General features: G+C 67.4%; 12 protein-coding genes. 9 read left to right on the top strand and 3 right to left on the bottom strand.

Annotated features, from left to right (window positions below; all coding sequences use genetic code 11):
* Positions 1-3 precede the first annotated feature (3 nt).
* The 9 genes from ACGLHR_RS11075 (at position 4) to ACGLHR_RS11035 (ending at position 10,225) form a co-directional block, all read left to right on the top strand.
* A complete protein-coding gene (locus tag ACGLHR_RS11075) occupies positions 4-723 on the top strand; it encodes an ABC transporter ATP-binding protein (protein WP_400093823.1) in 720 nt (239 codons plus the stop codon).
* Positions 720-1,544 (top strand): SDR family NAD(P)-dependent oxidoreductase, encoded by an 825-nt coding sequence (locus tag ACGLHR_RS11070; protein WP_400093797.1) that lies wholly within the window; start codon positions 720-722, stop codon positions 1,542-1,544. The genes ACGLHR_RS11075 and ACGLHR_RS11070 overlap by 4 nt, the downstream gene beginning before the upstream one ends.
* A gap of 57 nt (positions 1,545-1,601) precedes the next feature.
* Complete coding sequence (locus tag ACGLHR_RS11065) at positions 1,602-3,791, top strand: thiamine pyrophosphate-dependent enzyme (RefSeq protein WP_400093796.1); 2,190 nt, start codon at positions 1,602-1,604, stop codon at positions 3,789-3,791.
* A 48-nt stretch (positions 3,792-3,839) separates the two neighbouring features.
* Complete coding sequence (locus ACGLHR_RS11060; RefSeq protein ID WP_400093795.1) at positions 3,840-4,325, top strand: VOC family protein; 486 nt, start codon at positions 3,840-3,842, stop codon at positions 4,323-4,325.
* Between the two features lies 1 nt (position 4,326).
* Positions 4,327-5,565, top strand: coding sequence for a pyruvate dehydrogenase complex dihydrolipoamide acetyltransferase (locus ACGLHR_RS11055; RefSeq protein ID WP_400093794.1), 1,239 nt, complete (start codon positions 4,327-4,329; stop codon positions 5,563-5,565).
* 10 nt (positions 5,566-5,575) lie between these two features.
* Complete coding sequence (gene lpdA / locus ACGLHR_RS11050; RefSeq protein WP_400093793.1) at positions 5,576-6,976, top strand: dihydrolipoyl dehydrogenase; 1,401 nt, start codon at positions 5,576-5,578, stop codon at positions 6,974-6,976.
* A gap of 17 nt (positions 6,977-6,993) precedes the next feature.
* Entirely contained in the window at positions 6,994-7,734 is a 741-nt protein-coding gene (locus ACGLHR_RS11045) for an SDR family NAD(P)-dependent oxidoreductase (RefSeq protein WP_400093792.1), read from the top strand.
* Positions 7,735-7,847: 113 nt separating this feature from the next.
* The gene (gene gabD, locus ACGLHR_RS11040; RefSeq protein ID WP_318235693.1) at positions 7,848-9,296 is read left to right on the top strand and encodes an NADP-dependent succinate-semialdehyde dehydrogenase; all 1,449 of its coding nucleotides are present in this window, start codon (positions 7,848-7,850) and stop codon (positions 9,294-9,296) included.
* 92 nt (positions 9,297-9,388) lie between these two features.
* The gene (locus tag ACGLHR_RS11035; RefSeq protein ID WP_400093790.1) at positions 9,389-10,225 is read left to right on the top strand and encodes a shikimate dehydrogenase family protein; all 837 of its coding nucleotides are present in this window, start codon (positions 9,389-9,391) and stop codon (positions 10,223-10,225) included.
* A gap of 104 nt (positions 10,226-10,329) precedes the next feature.
* Here the strand turns inward: ACGLHR_RS11035 and ACGLHR_RS11030 are convergent, their stop codons facing one another.
* From ACGLHR_RS11030 to ACGLHR_RS11020, 3 genes are all read right to left on the bottom strand, one after another.
* Positions 10,330-11,487 carry a CaiB/BaiF CoA transferase family protein gene (locus ACGLHR_RS11030; protein ID WP_400093788.1) on the bottom strand — a complete coding sequence of 386 codons (1,158 nt, stop codon included), beginning with the start codon at positions 11,485-11,487 and terminating at the stop codon, positions 10,330-10,332.
* A gap of 502 nt (positions 11,488-11,989) precedes the next feature.
* A complete protein-coding gene (locus ACGLHR_RS11025; protein ID WP_400093786.1) occupies positions 11,990-12,745 on the bottom strand; it encodes a lipoate--protein ligase family protein in 756 nt (251 codons plus the stop codon).
* 65 nt (positions 12,746-12,810) lie between these two features.
* On the bottom strand, positions 12,811-13,587 hold the full coding sequence (locus ACGLHR_RS11020) for an SDR family NAD(P)-dependent oxidoreductase (protein ID WP_400093784.1): 777 nt from the start codon (positions 13,585-13,587) through the stop codon (positions 12,811-12,813).
* Positions 13,588-13,926: the final 339 nt, after the last annotated feature.

Here is a 13,926-nt window from a genome sequence, read left to right as displayed (position 1 = left end):
TCCATGCAAATTGCCGACCCACTGCTGAGCGTGCAAGGGCTGCATGCACACTACGGCAAGAGCCACATCCTGCATGGCGTGGATTTCCAAGTGGGCAAAGCCGAAGTGGTGAGCCTGCTGGGCCGCAACGGCTCGGGCCGCTCCACCACGCTCAAGGCCATCATGGGCCTGGTCCCGCCAAGCGCCGGCCATATCAGGCTGCGCGGGCGCGATCTGGCGGGCGCGCAATCGTATGCGATCTGCCGCAAGGGCATCGCCTACGTGCCGGAAGAGCGCGAGGTCTTCGCCAACCTGACGGTGGACGAAAACCTGCGCATGGGCGAGCAGCGCGCTACCGAAGGCGCGCCGCAATGGACGTTCGAGCAGATGTTCGACTACTTCCCGCGCCTGAAGGAGCGCCGCAACACCAAGGCCGGCAGCCTCTCCGGCGGCGAGCAGCAGATGCTGACGATGTGCCGCTCGCTGCTGGGCAACCCGCTGGTGATCCTGATCGACGAACCCACCGAAGGCCTCGCGCCCAAGATCGTGGCGGTGGTCGGCGAGGCCATCCAGGACATTCATCGCCGGGGCGTCTCGGTGGTGCTGGTGGAGCAGAAGCTCGCCATCGCGCTGAAGGTATCGAGCCGCGTCTGCGTGATGGGCCACGGCCGCATCGTCTTTGAAGGCACGCCCGAGCAACTCACTTCCAATACCCAACTTCTGAAGGACTGGTTAGCCGTATGAGCACCTCTTTGCCTATTGGATACCCGAACGCGCAACCGTTTGCGCGCGCCAGCTACCCCGGCCTGTCCGGCAAGGTCGTGCTCAACACCGGCGGCGCCAGTGGCATCGGCCGCGCAATGGCGCATGGCTTTGCCCGGCATGGCGCCCGCCTGATGCTGCTGGACCTGGATGCGGCGGGCCTCGCCGACACCAAGGCGGAGCTGGAAGCCGCCTACCCGGAAGTGGAAGTCGAAATCGTGAAGGCGTCGATCACCGATCCCGATGCCGTGGAGCAAGCCTGCGCCGCCACCGAGGCCCGCTTTGGCCGCATCGACATCCTGCTCAACAACGCCGGCATCTCGATGAACAAGCCCGCGCTGGAACTGACGCCCGACGACTGGCGCCGCGCCATCGACATCGACCTCTCCGGCGTGTTCTTCTGCACGCAGGCGGCGGCGCGCCGCATGGTGCGCCGTGGCGGCGGCTCCATCCTGAGCACCGCATCGATGTGGGGCCTGGCCTCGTCGGCCCGGCGCCTCGCCTACTGCGCCGCCAAGGCGGGCGTGGTCTCGCTGACCAAGTCGCTGGCGGCGGAATGGGCCGAGTACAACATCCGCGTCAACGCCGTCTGCCCGGGCTACACCAGCACCGCGCTGATGGAAACGCTGCTGGCCAGCAAAGCCATCGACGGCGAGGCGCTGCTGGCGCGCACGCCGCTGCGCCGCTTCGGCGCGCCGGACGAGATGGCGGAAGTCGCCCTCTTCCTGGCTTCGGATTCGGCCGCGTTCATCACCGGCCATGCGCTGGTCTCCGATGGCGGCTGGACCGCCGACGGATTCTGAGCACGCAGTACCCACCACGATTGAAAACACCATCGACCGGTCATCAAGGATTCTCAAATGTCTGAACGTAGCGCCCTGCGCCCCGCCGCCGAATGGGTGGAACTGCGCACCACCGATGAAGACTGGGCCAAGGCGGACCCGGCCCTGCTCGGCACCCTGCTGAGCCACCTGCACCTGATCCGCGGCTTCGAGGAAGCCGTGCTCGAACTCGCCGCCGAAGGCCTGGTCCACGGCCCGGCGCATTCCAGCATCGGGCAGGAAGGCGGCGCGGCCGGCTCCATCGTGCCGCTGACCGGCGCCGACCAGATCAATGGCTCGCACCGCGGACACCATCAATTTATCTCCAAGGCGCTGGGCTACCTCGCGCCCAACGGCATCGATCCGCGCGCGCCGCTGTCGGCGGATGTGCAGACCCTGCTGCAACGCACCCTCGCGGAAATCCTCGGGCTGGCGCAGGGCTATTGCAAAGGCCGTGGCGGCTCCATGCACTTGCAGTGGGCCGAGGCCGGCGCGCTGGGCACCAACGCCATCGTGGGCGGCGGCGTGCCGATGGCCGCGGGCGCAGCGTGGTCGCACCGGCATGCCGGCACGGATGCGGTCGCCATCACCTACTTCGGCGACGGCGCGGTCAATATCGGCTCGGTGCTGGAGACCATGAACCTGGCCGCCGCGTGGAAGCTGCCGCTGTGCTTCTTTATCGAGAACAACCGCTACGCCGTGTCCACCACGGTGGAAGAGTCCACCGCCGAGCCACGCCTGTCCGCGCGCGGCATGGGCTTCAACATCCCCAGCTGGAAGGTCGATGGCATGGACCCGCTGGCGGTGTACCTGGCCACGCAGGAAGCGCTGGCGCATATGCGCGCCGGCAAGGGGCCGACCGTGATCGAGGCGGACCTGTATCGCTTCTTCCACCAGAACGGCCCCTTCCCCGGCAGCGCCTTCGGCTACCGCACCAAGGAAGAAGAGCAGCAATGGCGCGCGCGCGATCCGCTCGAACTGATGGCGCGCCGCATGCAGGAGCGCGGCCTGATCAGTGCCGAGGAGATCGCCGCGCTACGCGAGCGCATCAAGCAAGGCATGCGCGACGCCATGGCCGCGCTGACCGAGGCCGATCCTTCCGGCAAAGCCGGCAAGCGCCGCATCCGCCCTGAACTGTGGCCGAGCCCGGACTTCCGCGACGTGGGCATCCGCGGCGACCTGAGCGAGCTGCAAGGCCTGCGCTGCGAGGACGAGGCCGGCTTCTCCGGCAAGCTGGACAAGCGCAAGTTCATCGACGTGGTGGCGGACGTCATGCACCGCCGCATGGAGACGGACGCGTCCGTGGTGGTGATGGGCGAGGACGTGCACCGCCTCAAGGGCGGCACCAACGGCGCCACGCGCGGCCTGCGCGACAGCTTCCCCGACCGCGTGCTGGGCACGCCGATCAGCGAGAACGCGTTCGTGGGCCTGGGCGGCGGGCTGGCGCTGGATGGTCGCTACAAGCCGGTGGTGGAGTTCATGTATCCCGACTTCATGTGGGTAGCTGCCGACCAGGTCTTCAACCAGATCGGCAAGGCGCGCCATATGTTCGGCGGCGAGAGCGATGTGCCGCTGGTGCTGCGCACCAAGGTGGCCATGGGCACGGGCTACGGCTCGCAGCACTCGATGGACCCGGCCGGCATCTTCGCCACCAACCCGGGCTGGCGCATCGTGGCGCCCTCCACGCCGTTCGACTACGTGGGCCTGATGAATACCGCGCTGGCCTGCAAGGACCCGGTGCTGGTGATCGAGCACGTGGACCTGTACAACGCCTCGGGCGTGGGTCCCGTGGATGACTTCGACTACCACCTGCCGGTCGGCAAGGCAGCGGTGCGCCGCAACGGCAACGATGTCACTGTCATTACGTACCTGTCGATGGTCGGCCATTCGCTCGAAGCGGTGGAGCAGACCGGCATCGACGCCGAGGTGATCGACCTGCGCTGGCTGGACCGCGCCAGCCTCGACTGGGACACCATCGAGGACAGCGTGAAGAAGACCAACAACGTGTTGATCGTGGAGCAAGGCGCGCGCGGCACCTCTTATGGCGGCTGGCTGGCCGACGAGATCCAGCGCCGCTGCTTCGACTGGCTGGACCAGCCCGTGCAGCGCGTGACCGGCGCGGAAGCCGCGCCGAGCATCTCCAAGGTGCTGGAGCGCGCCGCTGCCGCCCGCACCGAGGAAGTGGCGCAGGGCCTGCGCCAGGTGATGCGCGACAAGGGCGCGGCGTAAGCCCGGTGCTTACCCGACAAGCCAATTGAACGAATCCAAGGAAAACCAATGACCCTGAACATGATTGTTCCCCTGGAGGTCGGCATCGCCGTGCGCGACCTGCCGCGCATGCGCCGCTTCTACGAGCAGGTGCTGGGTTTCGCCTTTGTCAGCGAAGTGGCCGTGCCCGCCGCGAACGCCGTGCAGGCGGCGATGCACGCGGGCGGCTACACCGCCGTGCGCCTGCAGACCCCCTACGGCGAGCGCATCAAGCTGCTGGCCCCGGTGCAAGCGCCGGCTGCAGCGCCCGTGCCCGAGTACATTCTCGACAAGGCCAACGCCACCTACCTGACCTTTATCGTGGACGACATCCAGGCCGCGGTCGACAAGCTGCTCGCCGCCGACGTCGAATTCCTGACCGGCCCGGAACGCATCGAAGTGCGCCCGGGCACCTACCTGGCGTTCTGCCTCGATCCCGAAGGCAATGTGCTCGAGATCGTGCAGTACACGGATATCGCAGCCTATCGCCCCGACCTGCAACCGAGGACCGCCTGACATGGCCACCCTGCTACGCATGCCCGAGGTGGCCGCCAATGCCACCCAGGCCACGCTGCAAGCGTGGACCAAGAACGAAGGCGATACGATTGCCGTGGGCGACTGCATTGCCGAGATCGAGACCGACAAGGCCGTGGTCGAACTCAATGCCGACACGGCCGGCGTGCTCGGCCGCCGCCTGGTCGCGGCGGGCCAGGACGTGGAAGTGGGCGCGCCCATCGGCGTGCTGCTGGTCAATGGCGAAACCAGCGTGGATATCGATGCGCTGATCGCCGCGGCCGGTGGCAGCGTGCAAGCACCGCACGCTGAGGCGGCATCTGCTGGCGAAGCCGTGGTGGCTCCCAAGGCGGCCAGGCCGCAAGCCGCGCGCATCTTCGCCAGCCCGCTGGCGCGCCGCCTGGCGGCGCAGCGCGGGCTGGACCTGGCGGCATTGCGCGGCAGCGGCCCCAATGGCCGCATCGTCAAGCGCGATATCGAGCTAGCGGCCACGGTCGCTACTCCGGCTGCCGCCAGCACGCCTGCCGTGGCACGCCCATCCACACCGCAAGCGCAGGCCGCCGAGGCGTTCACCGAAGTACCGCACAGCAATATGCGCCGCACCATCGCGCGCCGCCTGAGCGAGAGCAAGTCCACCATCCCGCATTTCTACCTCACGGCGGATTGCCGCATGGAGCGGCTGCTGGCCCTGCGCGCGGAAATCAACGCCAATGCGCCGCGCAAGATCTCCGTCAACGATTTCATCGTGCGCGCCGTGGCCGTGGCCCTGCGCGAGGTCCCGGCAGCGAATGTCGGCTGGACGGACGCAGGGATGCGCCATTACCGCCAGGCCGATATCGCGGTAGCCGTCTCCACCGATGCCGGCCTGATTACGCCCATCGTGCGCGGGGCCGACCAGAAGCCACTGTCGTGCATCAGCGCCGAAATCGCCGACCTTGCCACGCGTGCGCGCGCTTCGCAACTGCGCCCCGAGGAGTACCAGGGCGGCAGCTTCAGCGTGAGCAACCTGGGCATGTTCGGCGTGTCCGAGTTCTCCGCCATCATCAATCCGCCCCAGGCCGCCATCCTTGCCGTGGGCGCCACGCAAGCCGTGCCGGTAGTGGAAGACGGCGAGCTGAAAGCCGGTCAGGTCATGCGCTGCACGCTGTCGGTGGACCACCGCGCCATCGACGGCGCGCTGGCCGCGCAATGGCTGGCCGCGTTCAAGCGCCTGCTTGAAAACCCCCTGTCGATGCTGATCTAAGGACCATGACGTGGCGAACTCCTCATTTGACCTGATCGTCGTCGGCGGCGGCCCGGGCGGCTACGTGGCCGCCATCCGCGCCTCGCAGCTCGGCATGAAGACCGCGCTGGTCGAGAAAGAGCACCTGGGCGGCATCTGCCTGAACTGGGGCTGCATTCCCACCAAGGCGCTGTTGCGCTCCGCCGATGTGCTGCGGCTGGTCAAGGATGCAGCTGCCTTTGGCGTGCGCGCCGCGGCGCCCACCGCCGACCTGCCGGCCATGGTGGCGCGCTCCCGCTCGGTGGCCGCGCAGCTTAACAAGGGCGTCGCGCACCTGATGAAGAAGAACGGCGTGACCGTGCTCAACGGCCACGGCAGGCTCGCCGGCAGGGGCAAGCTGGAAGTCACCGCGCCGGATGGCGAAACGAGCACCGTATCGTCGGCCCACATCCTGCTGGCCACCGGCGCGCGCGCCCGCCAGTTGCCCGCGCTGCCGGCGGACGGCAAGACGGTCTGGACGTACCGCGACGCGCTGGCGCCGCCACGGGTGCCAAAGCGCATGCTGATCGTTGGCGCCGGCGCCATCGGCATCGAATTTGCCAGCTTCTATCACGCGGTGGGCGTCGAGGTGACGGTGATCGAAATGGCGGAGCGCATCCTGCCGGTGGAGGATGCCGACATCTCCGCGCAGGTGGCGAGCAGCCTGACCCGGGATGGCATCGTGCTGCATACGGGCACCGGCATCCAGGGCGCCGAGCGCAACGGGTCGGGCTGGTCCGTCGCACTGCAAGGCGGCAGGTCCGGTGGCGCGAAGGTCGACGTCGACGTCGTGCTGGTGGCGGCGGGCATTGTCGGCAACGTGGAAGACCTCGGCCTTGAGAAGACCGCCATCAAGGTCGAGAAGACGCATATCGTGACCGATGGCTTTGGCCGCACCGGCGAGCCGGGCGTGTACGCGATCGGCGACGTGGCGGGCCCGCCTTGGCTGGCGCACAAAGCCAGCCACGAAGGCGTGATCTGCGTGGAGCGGATCGCCGGGCTGCAACCGCATGCGCTCGATGCCTCACGTATTCCGGCCTGCACCTACAGCCATCCGCAAGTGGCGAGCGTGGGGCTCACCGAGGCACAGGCCAGGGAGCGCGGCCATCAGGTCAAGGTCGGCAAGTTTCCTTTCGTCGGCAACGGCAAGGCCATTGCCATGGGCAGCACTGCCGGCCTGGTGAAGGTGGTGTTCGACGAAGGCAGCGGCGAACTGCTCGGCGCCCATATGGTGGGCGACGAAGTCACCGAGATGATCCAGGGCTACGCCATCGCGCAGACGCTGGAGACAACCGAAGCCGATTTGATGTCCGCCATCCTGCCCCACCCGACCATGTCCGAGGCCATGCACGAAGCGGTGCTCGCGGCCTACGGGCGCGCGTTGCATATCTGAACACTCCCGGAGAGAACATGTACAACTTCGATCAACGCACGCTGCTGCTGACGGGCGCCAATGGCGGCATCGGGCGCGAAACGGCCAAGCTGTTCCTGGCGCACGGCGCCAACCTAGTCCTGACCGATCTCGACGAAGCCGGCCTCTCCGGCTTTGCCCGGGAGCTGGACCCGAGCGGCGAGCGCACCGCCACGCTGCGCATGGACGCCGCCAACCCCGACGATTGCGCCCGCGCCGTGGCGCTCGCGCAGGACCGCTTCGGCGGCATCGATTTCCTGGTGCCGTCGGCGGGCTTGTACCAGGCCCAGCCGGTGGCTGAGATGAGCGACGCACAATGGCGGCAGACACTGTCCATCAATCTGGACGGCGTGTTCTATCTTGTGCGCCGCGCCATCCCCGCGCTGCGTGAGGGGAGCGCCATCGTCAACCTCACCTCGGTGGCCGCGCACCGGGGCGCTTACTACAATGCGCACTATTCGGCCTCCAAGGGCGGCCTGCTCAGCCTCACCCGCAGCCTGGCGCGGGAACTCGGGCCGCGCACCCGCGTCAATGCAGTATCGCCGGGCGTGATCGAAACCCCCATGACCACCGACCTGATCCAGAAGCGCGGCGCAGACTCCGTCGAGCAGACGCCGCTCAAGCGGCTCGGCCATCCGCGCGAGATCGCCACCGCCATCGGTTTTTTGTGCAGCGACGCGGCCAGCTTCGTGACCGGCGAGGTGCTGCACGTCAATGGCGGGCTGTATATCGCAGGCTGAACGGCTGGAACGCACGGCGCGGCGGCCAAACGAGATCGCCGGATCCTGCTAACCTGCCGTCAACGGCGCTGCGCCGACTCCCCCCAACATCGCTACGGAACCGGAACCAGATCATGTTGCAACTCCAAGACCCCTCCCTTCTGCGCCAGCAGTGCTTTGTCGATGGCCGCTGGATCGATGCAGAACGCCATATCGAAGTGACCAATCCCGCCACCGGCGAGCGCGTCGGCCAGGTACCTCTGCTCGGCGCCGACGAGACCCGCCAGGCCATCGAGGCCGCCAACCGCGCCCTGCCCGCCTGGCGCGCACGCACCGCCAAGGAACGCTCCGCGCTGCTGCGCAAGTGGTTCGAACTGCTGCTGGCCAACCAGGACGACCTGGCCCGCATCATGACCGCCGAGCAAGGCAAGCCCTTTGCCGAAGCGCGCGGCGAGATCGGCTACGCGGCCTCCTTCATTGAGTGGTTCGCCGAGGAAGGCAAGCGCGTGTACGGCGAGACCATTCCCGCGCCGGTGAGCAACCAGCGCATTGTCGTCACCAAGGAACCGGTGGGCGTTTGCGCGGCCATCACGCCGTGGAATTTCCCGGCGGCCATGATCACGCGCAAGGCCGGCCCGGCGCTGGCGGCCGGCTGCACCATGGTGGTCAAGCCCGCCTCGCAAACCCCACTGACCGCGCTGGCGATGGTGGTGCTGGCGGAGCGCGCCGGCATCCCGGCCGGCGTGCTGTCGGTGGTGACCGGCTCGGCCGCCGCCATCGGCGGCGAGCTCAGCACCAACCCCCTGGTGCGCAAGCTCACCTTCACCGGCTCCACGGAGGTCGGCCGCACGCTGATGGCGCAAACGGCATCCACCATCAAGAAGGTATCGATGGAACTCGGCGGCAACGCCCCCTTCATCGTGTTCGACGATGCCGACCTGGATGCCGCGGTGGAGGGCGCGATCGTGTCGAAGTACCGCAACGCCGGCCAGACCTGCGTCTGCGCCAACCGCCTCTATGTACACAGCAAGGTCTATGACGCCTTCGCCGAGAAACTGGTGGCAGCGGTGCGCGCGCTGAAGGTAGGCGACGGCATGGAAGACGGCGTGCGCATCGGACCGCTGATCGATGACAAGGCGGTGCTCAAGGTCGAGGAACACATCACCGATGCCATCTCCAAGGGCGCCCGCGTTCTGCAAGGCGGCAAGCGCCATGCGCTCGGCCAATCGTTCTTCGAGCCCACCGTGCTGGCCGACGTGAAGCCCAATATGCTGGTTGCGCGCGAAGAAACCTTCGGCCCGCTAGCGCCGCTGTTCCGCTTCGAGACCGAAGACGAAGTGGTGGCCATGGCCAACGACACCGAATTCGGCCTGGCGAGCTACTTCTATGCGCGCGATCTCGGCCGCGTGTGGCGCGTCTCCGAGCGGCTGGAGTACGGCATGGTGGGCGTCAACACCGGGCTGATCTCCAACGAAGTCGCACCCTTCGGCGGCGTCAAGCAATCGGGCGTGGGCCGCGAAGGTTCGCACTACGGCATCGAGGACTACCTGGTCATCAAGTACACCTGCATGGCCGGCATCTGAGCCATCGCCATGACTGGCGGGACGGAACGCATCCGTCCCGCCGTCTCACGCCCCCCTCCCGCATCCCTCTTTTACCTTACTCAGAATCCGCAATGCAGATCGACGGCAATACCCAGCTTGTCGGCATCATCGCCGCCCCCATCGCGCACGTGCGCACGCCGCAACTCTTCAACGCCTCGGTAGCCAGGCAAGGCCTGAACGCCGCCTGCGTGCCCTTCCATGTGGACTCGGCGCAACTCCAGGCATTCCTCGCCGGCGCGCCCGCCTCGCAAAACCTGCAAGGCCTGGTCGTTACCATCCCGCACAAGGAAGCCGTGGTCGCCGCCTGCGGCGAACTGACCGAAACCGCCCGCCTGGTCGGCTCCGTCAACGCCATGCGCTCCGACCGCGAGAAAGGCCACTGGACCGGCGGCAATTTCGATGGCGACGGCTTCGTCGCCGGCCTGCGCGAGCGCGGCCACAGCCTTGCCGGCAAGCGCGTGCTGCAGCTCGGCGCCGGCGGTGCCGGCAAGTCGATGGCCTACGCCATCGCCCGCGAGAACCCGGCCGAGCTGGTCATCTACAACCGCTCCGCCGACAAGGCGGCAGAATTGGCCGCGAGCCTGAAGAAAGCGCTGCCGTCCCTCTCGATCCGCGCCGGCGACGGCAACCCCGCCGGCTTCGACGTAGTCGTCAACGCCACCGCGCTCGGCCTGCGCGATACCGATGCAATGCCGGTGCCGGCACAACTGCTAAGCGCAGGCACCCTGGTCTGCGAGGCCGTGGTGCGGGATGGCGATACACCCCTGCTGAAAGCCGCGCGCGAGCAGGGCTGCACGGTGCACCACGGACAATGGATGCTGTACGGACAGATCGTAGAGATCTCGCGCTTCCTCGGGGTGCCGCTGGCGCCGGAGTTTGTCGAGCGGATTCTTGGGCCCGCGGGCTAAACACGGCAGAGGCTGGTGCGGCTTGCTCCCCTCTCCCACTTGCGGGCGAGGGGAGGCCACTGCTCGTACCCAACTTTTTCGGCAATCTGCGCTGCAGCGCAGGCTCAGATGGCTCCGCAGCTTCGCAACGTGTCGATCGCCTCGACGCCTATACCCCAGTCGCGCAGCACCGCTTCGCTGTGCGCGCCGGGTTCGGCCGGCGCCTGGGGCACGGCGGCCGGCGTACGGCTGAAACGCGGCGCCGGGGCCGGCTGCATGACGCCGTCGATTTCCAGGAAGGTTTCGCGCGCGCGGTTGTGCGGATGCTGCGGCGCCTCGTCCCAGTCCAGGATCGGGGCGAAGCAGGCATCGCTGCCTTCCAGCAGCTCGCACCACTCGGCGCGCGTACGGGTGAGGAACAGCGTGGTCATGCGGGCCTTGAGCTCGGGCCAGTGGCGCTTGTCGAGCTGCTTGTCGAAGAGCGGATCGTCCAGGCCGCAGCGCTCGCGCAGCAGCGCGTAGAACTGCGGCTCGATGGCGCCCACCGCCACGTACTTGCCATCGGCGCAGGCATAGGTGTCGTAGAAATGCGCCGCCCCATCCAGCAGGTTGTCGCCGCGCTGGTTGGTCCAGCGCCCGGCGGCCTTGAAGCCGTACATCATGGCCGACAGCAAAGCAGTGCCGTCAGTCATGGCCGCGTCCACCACCTGCCCCTCGCCCGAGTTGCGCGCCTCGTTGACCGCGCACATCACGCCAAACGCCAGCAGCATGCCGCCGCCGCCAAAGTCGCCGACGTAGTTGAGCGGCACCACGGGTGGCTGCCCCGGTCGGCCAATGGCGTGCAGCGCGCCACCGATGGCGATGTAGTTGATGTCGTGGCCGGCAGCCTGAGCCAGCGGCCCGTGCTGGCCCCAGCCGGTCATGCGGCCATATACCAGCGCCGGGTTGCGCGCCAGGCATACGTCCGGGCCCAGCCCCAGGCGTTCCATCACACCGGGGCGAAAGCCTTCGATCAGCACGTCGGCCTTGGCGATCAGGTCCAGCACGACCTCGGCCGCGCCGGGCTTGCGCAGGTCGATGGCCAGGGAGCGCCTGCCGCGCGCCGTCACGTCGCAGCGTGCCTTGCCCGCGCCGGTGGCCGGCGCTTCGCCGGGCTGGGCCGGGTGGGGCCGGTCGATGCGGATCACCTCGGCGCCCTGGTCGGCCAGCATCATCGCGCAGAACGGCGCCGGGCCGATCCCAACCATTTCCACCACTTTCAGTCCCGCCAACGGTCCCGCCATGTCTTGTCTCCGGTTGCTTGTTCGGTCCGGGGTGTCCCCGAAGCGTCTCGCCAGACAGTTTGCCACGCTCGCCCGGGCGTGGAATCGTCAATACCGACGAATCCACGCCCGCACTGTCTTACGGCCGATCGATACCAGGCACTGGCTTGCGCCGAGAGCCGATCCTTCGGTGGCGGCACTGTGCGAGCGGCCACCCCTGCTACGCGCTTCGACCCTCCGTTTTCGCCGCCTCCATTGCCGCTTGAAAACCTTGCAATGCCGGCAAGCCGCCACTGGCCACCAGTTCGAGCAGCCGAAGGTGCCGCAAGCGGAGAAAGCTCCCGGCATTGCGGCGATGGGAAGACATTTCAGTATTCACGATTTCGTAATGCTCACGCGGCTAGCGTGGCGCTAAGGGACAACCACAAGCTGGCTTACTACGTCGAAGTTGAGGAAGACGGCGTTGGCGGTGTCGGGTACATCAGTTCGCTGGTGGAGATTGCCGAGTAATTGAAACGGGTTCTTAAGGCTGGGGCGGTGCCGCGAATCGAGGCGGGGTTGCATCCAGCGCCCCACGAAGTGCTTGCGCGGTCAGGTTGGCCAGGCCCGCCGGCACCGGCTGCCCGCTTTGCGCCAGCGCCTGGGCCACGCTGACTACCTTGTCGGCACGGTACCGGCGAGCGCTGCCGATGGCATCCTCGAAATCGTTGGCGCGGCGGTTGATTTCCTGCGGATCGGCGCTGACCAGCAACACGGCGTGGGCCAGCACCACATGCAGGCTGGGGTCCCCGGCACCCGCCACGCGGCGCCAGTACTGCGCCGTGCCGGCAATCTTGCGGGCGTGTTCCAGCGGGCCCCAGGCCAGGTTGAATCGGCCATCGCAGAACGAGCCGTCCACGGCCTGCCAGTGTGTCTGCAGCCCTAGCGTCTCCAATGCGCCAGCCAGCACCTCGCACAGGTGCAGGTAGACCGCCTCTGCATAGGTGCCGGCACCGCCGCGCACGGGGTAGGCCAGGCTCAGGTTGAGGATGCCCGGGCCCTGCGGCACCAGGCCGCCGCCGGACAGGCGCAGCCAGACCGGGCAGCCGCGCGCGGCAAAGTCGGCGCGCGCGGCCTCCAGTTGCGCATGGCGCAGGTAGCTGCGCGGCACCACCAGCGAGACCGGCGCCTGCCACAGGTGCGCCAGCCAGCGGCCAGCGGATGCCTGCTCCAGCAGCGCCTGCTCGGCGTGCAGGGGGTCCGGGTCGGTGGGATCGGGAGAGAGGGTTTCAAATGGCATGGCATGGCCGGTAAGCGCCGGGGCGGGATGCGCGTATTCCGGGCCGCGCCGCGGCCCGGTGCCGGTCAATGGAAGGTGAAGCCACCGTCGACGTTGACCGACTGCCCGGTCACATTGTCCATGGTCGCGAAGAACAATGCCATCCGTCCCATGTCTTCCGGGGTCTGCGCCCGCCCCTGCGGGATCAGCGTGAGCTGGTGGCGGGCCCAGGAATCCTCCACCGACTCGCCTTGCGCCTTCCATTCGTCGGAGAGGCGATCCCACATATAGGTGCGCACGATGCCGGGGCAGATCGCGTTGACGGTGATGCCGTCACGCGCGACTTCCTTGGCTAGTGCGTTGGTGAAGCCGACCACCGCGAACTTGGAGGCGCTGTAGTGGGCGAGGTTGGGGAAGCCTTCCTTGCCGGCGATGGAGGCGACGTTGATGATGCGGCCCTTGCGCTGGGCTTTCATGTGTTCCAGCGCCGCCTGGCAGCCAAGGAAGGTGCCCTTGGCGTTGACGTCCATGACGAAATCCCAGTCGCGCTCGCTGAGGTCGTCGACCGGATGGATGCTGATGACGCCTGCGCAATTGACCAGGACGTCCAGGCCGCCTAGCTGGTCGAGTGCTTGCTTCACCATGGCGCGGTGCATCTCGGCCTTTGTCACGTCGACCTTGAGGGTGCTCACCCGACGGCCGAGCGCGCGCACTTCTTCCGCGGTTTCGCGCATGGCGTCTTCGAGCAGGTCGGCGATCAGGATGTCGGCGCCGGCTTTGGCAAGTGTGAGGGCGATGCCGCGGCCGATGCCGCGGGCGCCGCCGGTGATAATGGCGACTTGGCCGGATAGGGGTTCGGTCATATGGGTCTCCTTTTGAGTGTTTTTCTGGAAGTTGGGGCGGCTGGAGCTACAACTGCAGCTACAACTGCTTAACGTCAAAAGCTTAAAGTCAAAGGCAGTTTCACCACCCCTGCGGGGCGGCGACCTACTTTCTTGTCTTGCCAAGAAAGTAGGCAAAGAAGGCGCGCCGGATGGGGCGACACCCCCTCTGGATTTCACGAAAAGAGCGGCCGGGACCCAAACTCGCATCGCCTTAAGGCGATACTCAAACATGGGTCCCTCTTTTCCGCTCTTTTCGTGAAATCCAGAGGCGCCCCATACGGCCTGGTGAACCTTCACGGCTCGCTTCGCATCGCGCTT

The sequence above is a fragment of the Cupriavidus sp. CuC1 genome, from assembly GCF_044627735.1.
Classification (GTDB): domain Bacteria; phylum Pseudomonadota; class Gammaproteobacteria; order Burkholderiales; family Burkholderiaceae; genus Cupriavidus; species Cupriavidus ulmosensis.
The sequence above is the reverse complement of the archived record's forward strand: the minus strand, read 5'-3'. Positions and strand labels throughout refer to the sequence as shown.